The 15,320-nt window shown below is 70.5% G+C and carries 13 protein-coding genes and 1 pseudogene; 3 read left to right on the top strand and 11 right to left on the bottom strand.

The genetic code is table 11. The features are described from left to right. Positions 1-150: 150 nt before the first annotated feature. Entirely contained in the window at positions 151-4,005 is a 3,855-nt protein-coding gene (gene hrpA / locus LLS1_RS10690) for an ATP-dependent RNA helicase HrpA (RefSeq protein ID WP_226655405.1), read from the top strand. A 64-nt stretch (positions 4,006-4,069) separates the two neighbouring features. On the opposite strand, the gene LLS1_RS10685 is transcribed toward hrpA, so the two are convergent. From LLS1_RS10685 to LLS1_RS10665, 5 genes are all read right to left on the bottom strand, one after another. Further along, on the bottom strand, positions 4,070-4,852 hold the full coding sequence (locus tag LLS1_RS10685; RefSeq protein WP_226655403.1) for an SDR family oxidoreductase: 783 nt from the start codon (positions 4,850-4,852) through the stop codon (positions 4,070-4,072). 72 nt (positions 4,853-4,924) lie between these two features. Beyond that, positions 4,925-5,677, bottom strand: coding sequence for an amino acid ABC transporter ATP-binding protein (locus LLS1_RS10680; RefSeq protein ID WP_223360990.1), 753 nt, complete (start codon positions 5,675-5,677; stop codon positions 4,925-4,927). 32 nt (positions 5,678-5,709) lie between these two features. Further along, positions 5,710-6,696, bottom strand: coding sequence for an amino acid ABC transporter permease (locus LLS1_RS10675; protein ID WP_226655401.1), 987 nt, complete (start codon positions 6,694-6,696; stop codon positions 5,710-5,712). A gap of 5 nt (positions 6,697-6,701) precedes the next feature. Continuing rightward, positions 6,702-7,610: an ABC transporter substrate-binding protein gene (locus LLS1_RS10670; RefSeq protein WP_223357580.1), complete on the bottom strand. Its 909-nt coding sequence runs from the start codon at positions 7,608-7,610 to the stop codon at positions 6,702-6,704. Between the two features lie 221 nt (positions 7,611-7,831). Further along, entirely contained in the window at positions 7,832-8,077 is a 246-nt protein-coding gene (locus LLS1_RS10665; protein ID WP_223357581.1) for a hypothetical protein, read from the bottom strand. A gap of 144 nt (positions 8,078-8,221) precedes the next feature. Between LLS1_RS10665 and LLS1_RS10660 the strand changes: the two genes are divergently transcribed. Continuing rightward, positions 8,222-8,758, top strand: a complete 537-nt coding sequence (locus LLS1_RS10660) for a GNAT family N-acetyltransferase (protein WP_226655399.1) — start codon at positions 8,222-8,224, stop codon at positions 8,756-8,758. Here the strand turns inward: LLS1_RS10660 and LLS1_RS10655 are convergent. The 5 genes and pseudogenes from LLS1_RS10655 to LLS1_RS10635 form a co-directional block, all read right to left on the bottom strand. Continuing rightward, positions 8,745-9,104, bottom strand: a complete 360-nt coding sequence (locus tag LLS1_RS10655; protein WP_226655397.1) for a cell wall-binding repeat-containing protein — start codon at positions 9,102-9,104, stop codon at positions 8,745-8,747. The genes LLS1_RS10660 and LLS1_RS10655 overlap by 14 nt on opposite strands. A 45-nt stretch (positions 9,105-9,149) precedes the next feature. Then, positions 9,150-10,619: an aromatic amino acid ammonia-lyase gene (locus tag LLS1_RS10650; protein ID WP_226655396.1), complete on the bottom strand. Its 1,470-nt coding sequence runs from the start codon at positions 10,617-10,619 to the stop codon at positions 9,150-9,152. Beyond that, positions 10,619-11,920: an NtaA/DmoA family FMN-dependent monooxygenase gene (locus LLS1_RS10645; RefSeq protein WP_226655394.1), complete on the bottom strand. Its 1,302-nt coding sequence runs from the start codon at positions 11,918-11,920 to the stop codon at positions 10,619-10,621. Before LLS1_RS10645 ends, LLS1_RS10650 begins: the two co-directional genes overlap by 1 nt. A 32-nt stretch (positions 11,921-11,952) precedes the next feature. Next, positions 11,953-12,972 (bottom strand): PLP-dependent cysteine synthase family protein, encoded by a 1,020-nt coding sequence (locus LLS1_RS10640; RefSeq protein WP_226655392.1) that lies wholly within the window; start codon positions 12,970-12,972, stop codon positions 11,953-11,955. Between the two features lie 116 nt (positions 12,973-13,088). After that, positions 13,089-13,924, bottom strand: a pseudogene (locus LLS1_RS10635) (sulfurtransferase). Between the two features lie 96 nt (positions 13,925-14,020). On the opposite strand from LLS1_RS10635, the gene LLS1_RS10630 reads away from it, so the two are divergent. After that, on the top strand, positions 14,021-14,179 hold the full coding sequence (locus tag LLS1_RS10630; protein ID WP_226655391.1) for a hypothetical protein: 159 nt from the start codon (positions 14,021-14,023) through the stop codon (positions 14,177-14,179). A 96-nt stretch (positions 14,180-14,275) separates the two neighbouring features. Here LLS1_RS10630 and LLS1_RS10625 read toward each other — a convergent pair whose 3' ends face one another. Continuing rightward, positions 14,276-15,265 carry a ribonucleotide-diphosphate reductase subunit beta gene (locus tag LLS1_RS10625; protein ID WP_226655389.1) on the bottom strand — a complete coding sequence of 330 codons (990 nt, stop codon included), beginning with the start codon at positions 15,263-15,265 and terminating at the stop codon, positions 14,276-14,278. Positions 15,266-15,320: the final 55 nt, after the last annotated feature.

The following is a 15,320-nucleotide window of genomic DNA, read 5'->3' as shown; positions in this document are numbered from 1 at the left end:
GGGTCTCCTTCATCGACGTTGACAAGGGCCGGGTGAGGGCAACCTACAGCACCTATCCGCCGAGGATGCTGCGAAGTGCCGCTGTGCCGCCGTGGGCGCCGCCGTCTCGCCCCGTCGCGCCGCCGCTCACGGCGATAGACTGGAGGGCTCATGTCTGCGACCTCCGCCCTCCCCCGCATCACGTTCCCGCCCGAGCTGCCGGTCAGCCAGAAGCGGGATGACATCGCGCGCGCCATCCGCGAGAGCCAGGTCGTGATCGTGGCCGGCGAGACCGGCTCGGGCAAGACGACGCAGCTGCCGAAGATCTGCCTGGAGCTGGGCCGCACCTCGATCGGCCACACCCAGCCGCGCCGGATCGCCGCGCGCACGATCGCCGAGCGTATCGCCGAGGAGCTCGGCCAGTCGGTCGGCGAGCTGGTGGGCTACCAGGTGCGGTTCACGGACCGGGTCTCCGCCGACACCCGCATCAAGCTGATGACCGACGGCATCCTGCTCAACGAGATCCACCGCGACCGGCTGCTGCGCAAGTACGACACCATCATCATCGACGAGGCGCACGAACGCAGCCTCAACATCGACTTCCTGCTCGGCTACCTGCGCGAGCTGCTGCCGAAGCGCCCCGACCTGAAGGTGATCATCACCTCGGCGACCATCGACCCGGAGAGCTTCGCGGCGCACTTCGCGGCGGCCGACGGCACGCCCGCACCGATCGTCGAGGTGTCGGGACGCACCTTCCCGGTCGAGATCCGCTACCGGCCGCTGGTCGCGGAGGCGATGGAGGACGAGGACGACCCGGATCCGGTTCCCGCAGCGGACCGCGATTACCTGCAGGGCATCAACGACGCCCTCGACGAGCTGGCTCGCGAGGCACCGGGCGATGTGCTGGTCTTCCTCTCGGGCGAGAACGAGATCCGGGACGCGGCCGACGCCATCCGCGGCCGCAGTCTCCCCGGCACGGAGGTGCTCCCGCTGTACGGCCGGCTCTCGGCCGCCGAGCAGCACCGCGTCTTCCAGCCCTCGTCGACGCCGGGCGTGCGTCGCCGCGTCGTGCTCGCCACCAATGTCGCCGAGACCAGCCTCACCGTGCCCGGGATCAAGTACGTGGTGGACGCGGGGACGGCCCGCATCAGCAGGTACAGCACGCGCGCCAAAGTACAGCGCCTCCCGATCGAGGCGGTCTCGCAGGCCAGCGCCAACCAGCGTTCCGGGCGCTCCGGCCGCACCAGCGACGGCATCGCGATCCGGCTCTACTCGCAGGAGGACTTCGAGAAGCGCCCGGAGTTCACCGAGCCGGAGATCCTGCGCACCAACCTCGCGGCGGTCATCCTGCAGATGATCTCGCTCGGGCTCGGCGACATCGCGGCCTTCCCGTTCCTCACGCCGCCGGACTCCCGCGGCATCAAGGACGGCCTCGACCTGCTGACCGAACTCGGCGCGATCACGACCGCGCGCGGTGGCGACCCGGCGCTCACGAAGGTCGGCCGCTCTCTCGCCCTGCTCCCGATCGATCCCCGCTTCGCGCGGATGGTCGTCGAGTCGAAGCGGCACGGGACCTCCCGCGAGGTGATGGCGATCGTCGCCGGGCTCACCATCCAGGACCCGCGCGAACGCCCCGTCGAGAAGCGCGGCAGCGCCGACGAGAAGCACGCGCGCTTCGCCGACCCGACGAGCGACTTCCTCACCCTCCTCAACCTCTGGAACTACCTCGAGGAGCAGCAGAAGGAGCTGTCGTCGAGCGCGTTCCGCCGGCTCTGCAAGGCCGAGTATCTCAACTTCCTCCGGGTGCGCGAGTGGCAGGACGTCTACCGGCAGCTGCGTCAGCTGGCCAAGCCGCTCGGGCTGACCATCGGCGAGGCGTCGGTGAACCCCGACGGCATCCACCGCTCGCTGCTCGCCGGGCTGCTGTCGCACATCGGGCTGAAGGATCAGCGCGAGTCGGGCAACAAGGGCGGGGCGCGCACCCGCCAGTCCGAGTACCTCGGCGCCCGCCAGGCCCGGTTCGTGATCTTCCCCGGCTCCACCCTGGCCAAGAAGCAGCCGAACGCGCTGATGAGCGCCGAGCTGGTCGAGACCAGCCGCCTCTTCGCCCGGATGAACGCCGCCATCGATCCGGCCTGGGCCGAGCCGATCGCCGGCGACCTCTGCAAGCGGCAGTACAGCGAGCCGCACTGGGAGAAGAACCAGGGCTCCGTCGTCGCGTTCGAGAAGGTCACACTGTTCGGGGTGCCGATCATCCCGCGCCGGCGCGTGCAGTACTCCCGGATCGACGCACCGCTGTCGCGGGAGCTGTTCATCCGGCACGCGCTCGTCGACGGCGAGTGGGACTCCCACCAGGCGTTCGACCGGGCGAACCGGAAGCTTCGCGCAGAGCTGCGCGAGCTGGAGGAACGCACCCGGCGGCGCGACATCCTGAACGACGACGAGACCGTCTTCGAGTTCTACGACGCGCGCATCCCGGCCGACATCGTCTCCACCCGCACCTTCGAGGGCTGGTGGAAGAAGGCGCGGAACGAGACCCCCGACCTGCTCACCATGACCCCGGAGTCGCTCCTCGACGAGGATGCGGCCGAGGTCGACGAGCAGGCCTTCCCGCCGGTCTGGCGCCAGGGCGACCAGCGCCTCACCCTGCGCTACCGCTTCGAGCCGGGCGCGGAGGACGACGGGGTGACCGTGCAGGTGCCGCTGCCGCTGCTCGCCGGGCTGCTCCCCGACGGCTTCGACTGGCAGGTGCCCGGTCTGCGGCACGAACTGGTCACGGCGCTCATCAAGTCGCTGCCGAAGGCGATCCGTCGGCAGGTGGTGCCCGCGGCCGACTGGGCGCAGCGCCTACTCGGCGAGCTCTCGACCACCACGGGGATGCGCGCCCACGAGGGCGAGCGCCCGGCGGCCTCCCTCACCGACACCCTCGCGGCGACGATCTCACGCCTCACCGGCTCGCGGGTCAGCGGGACGGACTTCGACACCGAGCGGCTCCCGGCGCACCTGCGGCCGACGTTCCAGGTGATCGGAGAGCGCGGCCGCGCCCTCGCGAGCGGCAAAGACCTCGGCGCGCTGCAGGAGCGTCTGCGGTCGCGCGCCCGGGACTCGGTGGCGCGGGTGGCCGAGGCCCGCACACCGGACGCGATCGAGCGCACCGGGCTCACGACCTGGGACCTCGACGAGCTCCCGCGCTTCCTCGACAGCACGCACGAAGGCCCCGGAGGCTCGTCCAACACCATCCGCGCCTACCCCGCGCTCGTAGACGACGGTCAGAGCGTGTCCATCCAGCTGATGAGCACCCCGGCGGATCAGGCGAGAGCCATGCCCGGCGGCGTGCGGCGGCTGCTGCTCGCAAGCATCCCCTCGCCCGTCGCGTACGTGCAGCAGCACCTCACCGCGAACGAGAAGCTGACGCTCGCCGCGAGCCCCTACCCGAATACGAAGGCGCTCTTCGACGACTGCCTGCTCGCGGTCATCGACTCGGTCCTCTACCGGATGAAGCCGGACGGACAGGTCTTCATGCGCGCCGAGTTCGAGGCCGTGCGCGACCGCGTCTCGGGCATCGTGATGGACGCGATGTTCGAGACCGTCGCGCTGGTCACCCGCATCCTCACCGCGGCGCGGGCGGCGGAGAAGGCGATCGGCGGCGCCACGTCGCTCGTATTCCTCGCCTCCCTCAATGACGCGAAGGCGCAGCTGGCCGGCCTGGTCTATCCCGGCTTCGTCTCGGCGACCGGGCTGGAGCAGCTGCGGCACCTGCCGCGCTACCTCGCCGGCATCAGCCAGCGCATCCAGGCGCTCCCGGTGAATCCGGGCCGCGACCGTGCGTGGCAGACCCAGGTGGAGACCGCGGTGGCGCTGTACACGGACGCCGGCGGGCGCATCCCGCTCGCCCCGCACAGCCCGCCCCACCTCGTGCACGCGCGCTGGATGCTCGAGGAGTTCCGCGTCTCGCTGTTCGCCCAGTCCCTCGGGACCGCCGAGTCCGTCTCCCTCCAGCGCATCCGCAAAGTCCTCGCCGGCTAGTCCCGAGGCGGCCCACAATCGGCCGCCTGGGTGGATCCGACCCGATTTCGCGGCGTCTCGAGGCTTATACGGGGAGGTGGAAGCCTCCGTTGGAGTGGAGGAGCTGGCCGTTGATCCAGCCGCCGGCGGCCGAGAGCAGGAAGCTCACGAGGTCGGCGGTGTCGTGCGGGGTGCCGAGGCGGCCGAGAGCGGTCTCGGCCGCGAGGTCGGCGGCGAGCTCGGGGGTCATCCAGCCGGTGTCGATCGGGCCCGGATTGACGAGGTTCGCCGTGATGCTCTGCGGCGCCAGCTCGACGGCCGCCGCCTGCACGATGCGGTCGAGAGCGCCCTTGCTCGCCCCGTACGGGAGGTTGTGGGCGGTGTGGTCGCTGGTTAGCGCCACGATCCGACCCCACCCGTGCGGGCCCGCGTAGTTCTCCGCGAACGCCTTGATGAGCAGCCAGCTCGCGCGGGTGTTGACGGCGAAGTGGGCGTCGAAGGCTGCGACCGAGGTGTCCAGGATGCCGCTGTCCACCGAGTGCGCGTGGCTCAGCACGAGCGCGCGCACCGGGCCGAGTTCGTCCCGCACCCGCGCGATCAGGGCGGCCGGTGTGGCCGGATCGGCCAGGTCGGCCTCCAGAGGCAGCACGCGCGCGCCGAGGGCCCGCATCCGCTCCGCGAGCTCGGCGTGGAACTCCGGCTCGCTCCCGAACGGCATGGTCGCGTCGTACCCGTCCCAGTACGAGAACGCGACATCGTGCGCCACGGCCAGGTCGAGGGCGATGGCGGCTCCGATGCTCCGCGCCCGCCCCACGCCGGTGATCAGCACGACGGACCGGCGCCCGCGCTCCCCCGCCTCATCGCTCATCCCGCGATGCTAGCGGCCCGCGAGCCCCGCCCGCGAATCGTGAAGACGGCGGACGGGGCCGGGGACGGTGTGTCAGAGCACCTTCGAGAGGAACGTCTGCGTCCGCTGGTGCTGCGGGTTCGCGAGCACCTCCCGCGGGTCGCCCGACTCGACGACAACGCCGCCGTCCATGAAGACCAGCTCGTCCGCGACCTCGCGCGCGAAGCCCATCTCGTGGGTGACGACGACCATCGTCATGCCGGACTGCGCCAGCCCCTTCATCACGTCGAGCACCTCGCCGACGAGCTCGGGGTCGAGCGCCGAGGTGGGCTCGTCGAAGAGCATCAGCTTCGGGTCCATCGCCAGGGCACGAGCGATGGCCACGCGCTGCTGCTGGCCGCCCGACAGCTGCGACGGGTAGTGGTCGCCCTTGTCGCTCAGGCCGACGCGCGCCAGCAGCTCCTTCGCCCGCTCCACGGCCCGCGCCTTGGGCAGTCCTTTGACGCGGATGGGCGCCTCGATGATGTTCTCGAGGGCGGTCATGTGGGGGAACAGGTTGAAGCGCTGGAACACCATCCCGATCTCCCGACGCTGCTTCGCGGCCTCCTTCGGCTTGAGCTCGAAGAGCTTGTCGCCGTGCTGGCGGTAGCCGACCACCTGCCCGTCGACCGACAGCCGGCCCGCGTCCACCCGCTCGAGGTGGTTGATGCAGCGCAGGAAGGTGGACTTGCCCGAGCCGGAGGGTCCGATGATGCAGAGCACCTCCCCCGGCTTGACCGAGAGCGAGATGCTCTTGAGCACCTCGTTGGAGCCGAAGCTCTTCGAGACGCCCTCGGCGAGGACCATGGGCGTCGCGGACGTGGCTGCGTTGATGTCGGTCATCCCTTGCCTCCGAGGTCATTGCCGTCCGGTGCTCCCGTGGCCGGCAGGGCGCCCGTGGCGAGCGCCGGCTCCCGGTTCTCCGGGCGGCGGGCGTTGACGCCCCGCGAGAAGCGCTTCTCCAGGAAGTACTGCCCGATCATCAGGATGGACGTGAACAGCAGGTACCACAGCGATGCGACGATCAGCAGCGGCACCGGGGTGTATGTCACCGCGGAGATGTCACGGGCCACCCCGTACAGGTCCGTGGTCAGCGGGATGGCCGCCACCAGCGACGTGGTCTTCAGCATCGAGATCACCTCGTTGCCGGTCGGCGGGATGATCACGCGCATCGCCTGCGGGATGACGATGCGGGTCATCGTCTGCCACCACGACATGCCGAGCGCGGTCGCCGCCTCCTCCTGGCCCTCGTCGACCGAGAGCAGGCCCGCGCGCACGATCTCCGCCATGTACGCGGCCTCGTTCAGCGCGAGGCCGATGACGGCGATGATGAACGCGTTCTGCATGAACCCGAGGTCGAAGGTGACGTGGAACTCGGTCCACGGCACCCCCAGCACCAGCTGCGGGTAGATGAGTGAGAACAGGCCCCAGAAGACGAGCTGCACGTACACCGGCGTCCCGCGGAAGATCCACAGGTACAGCCAGGCGATCGACTTCACGACCGGGTTCGGCGAGAGGCGCATCACCGCGAGCACCAGGCCCAGGGCGACGCCGATGACCATCGAGTAGATGGTCAGCTGGAGGGTGACCAGCGCAGCGGCGCTGATGCGCTTGTCGAAGACGTACTTGCCGACGTACTCCCAGCCGTAGGCGCTGCGCTGCGCCGCATCGACGAGGAACCAGACGAGGACGAGGATGAGCACGACGGCGAAGACGATCCGCCACGGGTGCTTGAGCTTGACGGCCTTGATCGGCTCGGAGGCCGGGGCGCCGGCCGGCGGCGGGGTCGTCCCCGCCGCCGGTCGGCCAGGAGTGCCCTGGGACATTCGGGTCAGCCCTTCGAGGCGGCGTTGACCTCGGCGGTCGTGACGGCCCCGTCGGAGACGCCCCACTTGTCCAGGATCTTGCCGTAGGTGCCGTCGTCGATGAGCGCCTGCACCGTCTTCTGCAGCACCGGCGTCAGCGCGGAGCCCTTGGCGACCGGGAGACCGTACGGGGCGACCTCGAACGCCTTGCCCGCGGCCTGCAGCTTGCCGTCCGTCTTCGAAATCGCGTAGGCAGTCACCGGAGAGTCTGCACTGAGCGCGTCCGCCTTGCCGAGGATGACCGCGTTGGTCGCATCGTCCTGCGTGTCGTAGCGGAGGATCTGAATCGCGTCCTTGCCTGCGTCCGTGCACGCCTTCGACTTCGCGGGCACCTCCTCCGTGTCCTCGACAGTCGTCGACTGGACGGCGACCTTGAGTCCGCAGGCGTTGTCGGGGTCGACCGTCTTGCCCTTAGCCGAGGCCCACGAGATTCCGGCCGTGTAGTAGTTGACGAAGTCGACCTGCTGCTCACGCTCGGTGGTGTCGGTGAACGACGACATGCCGAAGTCGTCCTTGCCGCCCGCGACCGACGGGATGATGTTGTCGAACTTCGCGATCGCGAACTCGACCTTCACGCCGAGCTTGGACGCGATGGCGTTGGTCAGGTCGACCTCCCAGCCGACCGGCTGTCCGGCGTCATCCTTGTACTCGTTCGGCGGGTACGTGTTGTCCATGCCGACGACGAGCTTGCCGGCCGACTTGATCTTCTCGGGCAGCGACGCCGCGAGGGCGTCGTCCTTCTTGACGTCGATCGCCGCGGCGCTCGACGTCGAGGTGCCGCTGCTGGACGGGGTGGAGTTGTCGACACAGCCGGTGAGCGCCAGGGCGGCCACTGCGGCGAGTGCGGCCACCGGGGCCACGGATCGGATACGCATGATGGTGATGGTCCTTCTTCCTGTGTGCAGAGGGGTGCAGGAGGTATGGGGAGCATACCTCAGCACTCGGGCGCATCCATCACACTAATTTGCGCGTGAAACGCTGCTTTTCCTGCAGGTTTCGAACACATTTCGCGTTTCCTTGCGTGGAATTCGTGGCAAGAGCGAACGATGCGCAAGAGGGCTGGCCTCCTGCGCATCGAACCGCCAACCGTGAGCGATCAGGTGTAGTAGATGAAGTAGTACTGCGGCACCCACACGCCCGCGCCGGGGATCACGATGGAGTAGCAGCCGTTGACGGGTCGTCCCGCTCGCTGCTGGCTTGCCATCGCCGTGCCACACGCGGCAGCAGTCGGATAGTACGGCGAGTAGTGTTCGGTCGCGGCTTGCGCCGGAAGCGCGGCCCCGAGCGCGATCGCGCTGCCGACGACAGCGCTAGCAACGGACATCTTGAGCGTTTTCTTCATCGATCCCCCTCAAAGGTGATTCATCGCCGACCCCCGGCGACACAGCCTGTCTATCAGAGAGGGATGGGGCCAACAATGCCCGATCTTCGTAACGTTCGAGACGCGGACCCCGCGCGCGTCGGGACGCTGTCGTAGGGTCGAGGCGTGACCGAACCGAGATCCGACGGCGCGTCGGCGCGCCCTCTGTCCGAGACCGTCCGCGTGGTCGTCACGCGCGCAGACGACCCACTCGCCGCCCCACTGGTCGGCGAGTTGTCGCGCGAGTACGACGAGCGCTACGGCCTCAACAACGGCATCCCCTCGTCGGTCGAGCTCTCCCGTTACCCGGCCGAGCTGTTCACGGCGGAGCACGGCGGGACGTTCCTGCTGCTGCTCGACGCCGACGGGGAGCCCGTCGCGGGAGGCGCGTTCATGCGGGAGGACGACGACACCGTCGAGATCAAGCGCGTCTGGACCCACTCCTCCCGCCGCCGGCAGGGGCTGGCCCGGCGCGTGATGGCCGAGCTGGAGGCCGAAGCGGGCCGGCGCGGCGTCCGCACCCTCGTCCTCACCACCGGCGCCCGCCAGCCCGAAGCCGTCGCACTCTACCTGTCGCTCGGCTACGAGCCGCTGTTCGACCTCGAGGGAGACTGGGAGGCGGTCTCCTACCTGGGATTCCGCAAGGACGTCAGCACGATCTGAGAGCCTCCACGTCGGGCGCGAGCGCGTTCGGACCACCGATCAGCGTCACCGCCGTCGCTCCCCACCCCGCCATCGACGACGGCACGGTCGCCGGCACGCAGCCGCCCATCGTGAGCAGCAGGGGCTGCGCGGCCACCGCGGCGAGCCCGGAGCCGGTGAGCGCGTCGGGGAAGGCGACGCCCGAGGCGAGATACACCGTCTGAGCCGAGGGATACACGGACCGCGCGACCGCGGACTCCGGGCCCCGCGTCTCGTGCGGAGCTGGTTCCTCGGACGCCGCGACGCAGCCCGTGAGCAGTCCGATGGCGAGGCCCACCGCGAGACCTGTCAGCACGACACGATGCATGGATCGTCCTTCTCCCGCCCGCCGGCGCGAGCCCCACGGACGAAACTATCGGAGCAGGCGCGCCGCGCCTTCCACCAGAACGCGGGCCGGGGCTCCCGTCGCGACCAGATCGTCGAGGCGGTGCGCGAGTGGTCCCGTCCCTGCGCCGGTCGGGAGCACGCCGCTCGCGTGCAGCAGTTCCGCGGCATGCAGGGCCTCCGCGGCGAACACGTCGGCCGCCAACGCGAGCGAGCGCTGCGCGAGTCGCACGGCCAGCGGCGCCAGAGAGGCGTGGTCCTCGACACCGGAGAGAGGGGTGCTGCCGAGAGTGGCCGGGACCGCGAGCTGCTTCAGCTCGGCCGCGTCGGAGGCGGCGGAGTAGAGCAGCAGACCGGGAACGCGGGTCCGGCCCTCCGCACGGGCCGTCGCGAGCGCGAGCGAGTGCGCCGCCGTCCGCCGCTCGGACGCGGCGGCGACATGCGCGAGGGCGAGCCGAAGCCCCTCGAAGGCGAGGGCGAGCGGGAGGGCCTGGAAGTTGCCGCCGGACACCAGGAGACCCGTCGCGACGTCGACGACCGGATTCTCGCTGCGCCCGGCCAGTTCGACCTCCAGCTCCGCGCGGACGCGGTCGACGGCCTCACGCAGGGCCCCGTGCAGCTGCGGCGCGCTGCGGAAGACGAGCGGGTCCTGCACGGTGACCACACGTGCGGGGTCGTGGAGGGCGCTGCCGGCGAGAGCGTCGCGGATGCTCGCCGCCGAGGCCTGCTGGCCGCGCCCGCCGCGCGCGTCGGCGACGACGGCGCTGTACGGGCTCGGGTTGCCGCCCGGACCCCCGGCCGCGACGGCCTCGAGGGAGAGGGCGACCGCACGGTCCGCCATCTCCACGAGCGCCTCCGCCTCCCGCAGCGCGAGGGCGCCGACGCCGATACTGACGGCGTTGGAGCTGAGCGCCGCGAGGGCCTCGTGCGGTGCGAGAGCCAGCGGTTCGAGCCCGGCGGCGGCGAGCGCCGCACCGGCCGGCGTTCCCCCGACGGAACCGTCGAGCACGGTCCCGTCGCCGGTCACGACGGCCGCGACCTCCGCCAGCGCCGTCAGGTCGGCGGCTCCCACCGATCCGCGCGACGGGATCAGGGGCACCACTCCCGCGTTCAGGAGGTCGGCGTACGCCTGCGCGAGCACCGGGCGCACGCCCGCTCCGCCCCGCGTGAAGCCCGCCAGTCGGGCGGCGACGACGGCCCGCGCCTCCCCGTGCGACAGCGGATCGCCCACGCCGCCACGGTGGTTGGCGATCGTCCTCCGCTGGAAGGCGGCGAACTCGTTCGGGTCGATGGCCTCGTCCCGCCCCGCCCCGAGGCGGCGGTTGAGCCCGTACACGGCCTCGCCGGAGGCGATGGCGCGCTCGACGACCGCGCGCGCGGCCTCGAGGGCGGCGCGCGCCTCCGGGTCGAGCTCGACCCTCGCCCCGTCCGCGATCGCCGCGATGTCCTCCGGACGCGGAGGCGCACCCCCGAGCACGACCGGCGCGCCCGCCGTCATCAGAAGTCCAGCAGGTTGCGGCGCAGGCCGCCGTCGCCGAGCTCGCTGCGCAACAGGCCGCGTCTCCGCAGCGCCGGGACGAGCGGATCGAGCGTGCGATGCACGTTCGCGGGATGCACCTGGCCGGTGAACAGGAAGCCGTCGCCGCCGACCGCCCCGCCCAGCTCACCGAGATGGTCGGCGATCTCGTCCGCCGTCCCGACGATCGCCAGACCGTCCCTCGTGGCGCGGGTCTGCAGGATCTCGCGCAGGGTCGAACCCGCGGGTGCGGAGCGCACGAAGTTGTCGAGGGTGCCGCGGTTGCTGTTGGTGCTGAGCTCGGGAAGGGGCGCGTCCAGGTCGAAGGCCTTGAAGTCGACGCCCGTCAGATAGGAGATGGACTGCAGCTGCTCGTCGATCGCCGCCTGGGTGAGCTCGGCCCGCGCGGCGCGCACGCTCGCCGTCTCGGCCGCATTCGCGGTGACGATCGGCTGCACGACGAAGAGGACCTTGATGGCGTCGGCGTCCCGGCCGTTCTCCGCCGCAACGGCGCGGATGCCGTCGCGATACTCTCGCATCCGCTCGGCCGTCGAGGCGAGTGCGAGCACGACATCGGAGTTCTTGCCTGCGAAGTCGCGTCCACGGCCGGACGCGCCGGCCTGCACCATCACGGGCTCCTCCGCCGCGGGCGCCGTGTTGAGCGGGCCACGCACGCGGAAGAATCTCCCCTCGTGGTCGATCGTGTGCACCTTGCGGAAGTCGGCGAAGACGCCGTTCGCGGCGTCTTCGACGATCGCGTCGGGTTCCCAGCTGCGCCAGAGCTTGCGGACGACCTCCACCCACTCGTCGGCGCGGTCGTACCGCAAGTCGTGCTCGACCTGCTTGTCGAGCCCGTAGTTCTGGGCTGCCAGATCGGAGCCGCTGGTCACCACGTTGAAGCCGAGACGACCACCGGCGAAGTGCTGGAGCGTGCTGAGCAGCCGAGCGGCCGTGAAGGGCTCGTAGAAGCTGGCGCTCAGCGTCGGCACGATCCCGAGTCGGCTGGTGGCCCCCAGGAGGTACGGCACGAGCGGCAGCGGGTCGTGCTTGGGCACGAAGCGCGCGGCGGAGAGGTTGACCTCGGCACTGCCGCCGTACGTGTCGGGGACCGCGACACCGTCTTCGATGATGAACAGATCGAGCCCGCTCGCCTCGAAGGTGCGGGCCGCGTCCTGATAGAGGGGAGGCTGACGCCAGTCGTAGCCGATGCCGTACGTCGGATCGCCCCAGCCCTGCACGCCGAAGCCTGCGCCGAGGAACCAACCGAAGTGGAGGAGTGCCATGAGTGTCTTTCCGTGATCCGCTGTCGTGGCCGTCAGTCGCCGACGCCGGAGGCCCGCAGCCACAGCGGGTCGAACGCCTTGGTCAGGTAGTTGATGCCGCCGTCCGGAGCGACCGCGACGATCACCGAGCCGGCCGGCGCCCGCTCGGCGATCCGCAACGCGGTCGCGACCGCCAAGCCGGACGACGGCCCGAGCAGGAGGGCCTCCTCGGCCGCGAGCCGACGCACCGTGCGGTACACCTCGGCGTCCTCGACGGTGTGGACCTCGTCGACGACCCCGTGGTCGAACGTCTGCGGCCAGAACTCGCGCGGCCACGCGCTGCCGACCCCGTCGACGAGGATGCGCCCGGCGGGACCGCCGCCGTACGTGGATCCGACCGGGTTCGCCCCGTGGACGCGCACGGCGCCACCGGTGACGTCCTTCAAGAAGCGGCCCGTTCCGCTGACCGTGCCGCCGGTTCCGATCGCGGCGACGAAGTGGGTCACCCGACCGCCCGTCTGGCGCCAGATCTCGGGGCCGGTCCCGCGATAGTGCGCGTCCGGGTTCGCGGCGTTGGCGAACTGCGCGGGGCGCCACGCACCCGGCGTCTCCGCTGCGATCCGGTCGGCGACGGCACGCGGGTTCGCCGGGTCGCTCGGGTCGGCCTCCCAGTCCGCCTCCACGAGACGGGCGCCGTAGGCGGCGAGCACCTTCCGCTTCTCCTCCGAGATGTCGGCGGCGTGCACGATGACCACGGGATGGCCGGTCAGCCGTCCGATGAGGGCCAGCCCGATGCCGGTGTTGCCGCTGGTGGCCTCCACGATGGTCGCACCGGGCGCGAGAGCGCCGGACGCCTCCGCCGTGCGGATCATGTTGAGCGCGATGCGGTCCTTGGAAGACCCTCCCGGATTGCGCCCCTCGAGCTTCACCAGCACCCGGGAGGCGAGCCCGCGGGTGAGGGCGTGCAGCTCGACGACAGGCGTATTGCCGATGAGCGCCGCGACCGAGTCGCACACCTCGGCCTCCGGCAGCGCGCCGGAGAGGTCCGAGGGGCGGAGGTCGAGCGTTGTCATGCAGGGAGACTAGGCGGTTCTGCGACGCAGCCGTATTCCTGTTGCCGCGTATTACAGCGTTGCCGCGGACGACGGCGTTGCCGCGGACGGCGGCCGACCCGCCCCGCGCAGCGTGGTCACGCGTCGCCGGTGGTGACGGGCCGCGTGGGGTCATTGGACCAGGCGGAGAACGATCCGGGGTACAGCGCCGGCACCCGCAGCCCCGCGACCTCCATCGCGAGTGCGGTGTGCGCGGCGGTGACCCCCGAGCCGCAGTAGACCGCCGCCGGTGCTCCAGGAAGCGCGCCCAGCTCGGCGAAACGCGCGGCGAGGCGGTCGGCATCGAGGAGCAGCCCGTCGGGTCCGATCGTGTCGGTGTTCGGCGCGCTCACCGCTCCGGGGATGTGGCCCGCCCGCGGGTCGACCGGCTCGACCTCACCGCGGAACCGCTCCCCCGCGCGGGCATCGAGCAGCAGACCGTCCGCGGCGAACGCCGCGGCGCCGTCCGCGTCGACGGTCGGGAGCGCGCCGAAGGCGAGGGTCACCGTCCCGCGGCCGGCGCGGCCGTCCCGCTCTCGAGGGCGCCGCCCGCATCCGTCCAAGCGGTGAGCCCGCCGTCGAGCACACGGACGTCTCTCACGCCCGCATGACGGAGCAACCACCAGGCGCGGGCGGCTGAGGTGCCGGACACGTCGTCGTAGACCACGACAGCGTCGCCGTCGTTCAGCCCCCAGCGCCGAGCGGCGGCCTGGAAGTCCGCCTCCGCCGGAAGTGGGTGCCGTCCTTCCGTGGGAGCCCCGTGGCCGGCGAGCTCCGTGTCGAGGTCGACGTATGCCGCTCCCGGAATGTGACCGCGGGCGAACTCAGCGGCTCCCGGCGGACCGCCGAGCCTCCAGCGCACATCGAGGACACGAGGCGGGACGGCGGACGCGAGTTCTGCGGCGAGGTCGGGCGCGGCGATGAGAGGGCGCATGACCCGATTCTCGCACCGCCCCTCCTTCTCCGCCTTCTCCGCCCCGGGTCGTGCGGAAGGCAAATCCTCTCCGCCGCCGACGACCGACGCGAGGCGGTGCTCGGTGGCATCGCGGCGGCGCAGACCTCCGCGCTCCTGGGTTCGGGATCGGCGCCAGTGGAGGCGACGGCCGGCCGGTTCCGGCTGCTCTTCTTCGGCGTGGCCGGATTCGCGGCGATCGGCGCGATCGTGACGGCGGCCGTACGATCCCAATGATCGGATGACTACGAAGGAGCGGCCCGGGGTATCCCGGGCCGCTCCTTCGTAGTCAGTGCGCGGTGTGCAGTGGCCGCTGACGCAGCAGCCGCTGGATCAGCGTCCGCTGGACGCCTTCGCGTTCGACTCGTACGAGGTGTTGGTCGACTCGAAGAAGTTGACCAGCTCGAGGGTGTCGTTGGCGGTCGCCATCCACTTGGCCGGGTTCGACACCTTGTACTCGGCCTCGAAGCCCAGCTCCTCCAGGCGACGGTCGGCCAGATAGCGGACGTACTGGTTGATGTAGTTCGCGTTGAGGCCCAGGATGCCGCCCGGCAGGAGGTCGCGGTTGTACTGCTCCTCCATCTCGACGGCGTCGAGGATCATCTGGCGGATCTCGCCTGCGAACTCCGGGGTCTGCAGGTCCGGGTTCTCCTCGAGCACCGTGAGGATGAGGTTGATGCCGAACTTGAGGTGCAGCGACTCGTCGCGCACGACCCAGTCGATCAGCGAGCCGAAGTTGCGCAACAGGTTCCGCTGGCGGAACGAGAGCGCGACCATGAAGCCGGAGTAGAACCAGATGCCCTCGAGGATCACGTTGTACGCCACGAGGTTGCGGATGAAGTCCTGCTTGCCCTCGGTCGTCGTGATGTCGAGCGTCTGCTCCGTCATCCGCTTGATGAACTGGACCTCGAACTCCTCCTTGCGGGCCATCGACGGCACGTCGACGTGGGAGTTGTACGCCTGCTCACGGTCGATCGGGAACGTCTCGAGGACGTACTCGAACGACATGCAGTGGTTGGCCTCCTCCCACATCTGCTTGGCGAGGTAGAGGTGCGCCTCGGCCGCGTTGATGTAGGGGTACACGCCGAACGCGAGCGCCTTGTTGACGAGGAGCTCGTTCGGGTTGAAGTAGCTCATCAGGAAGGTGACCGCGTGACGCTCCTCGTCGGTCATCTTCTTGAAGTCGGCGATGTCCTCGCCGAGCTGGATCTCGTTCGGGAACCAGGTGTTCGCGACGGCCTGGTCGTACAGGTCCATCGCCCACTGGTACTTCACCGGCTTGAGCAGCAGGCCCTCTTCGATCCCGGTACCCAGGATGCCCATGTTCTCTTTCTCCTCTATCAGACTCGGTGGCTCGCGCGGGGAGCGATTACTGGCA

The organism is Leifsonia sp. LS1 (assembly GCF_020521355.1).
GTDB lineage: Bacteria > Actinomycetota > Actinomycetes > Actinomycetales > Microbacteriaceae > Leifsonia.
Note: the sequence above shows the minus strand (reverse complement) of the source record. Positions and strands in the feature narration are given on the sequence as shown.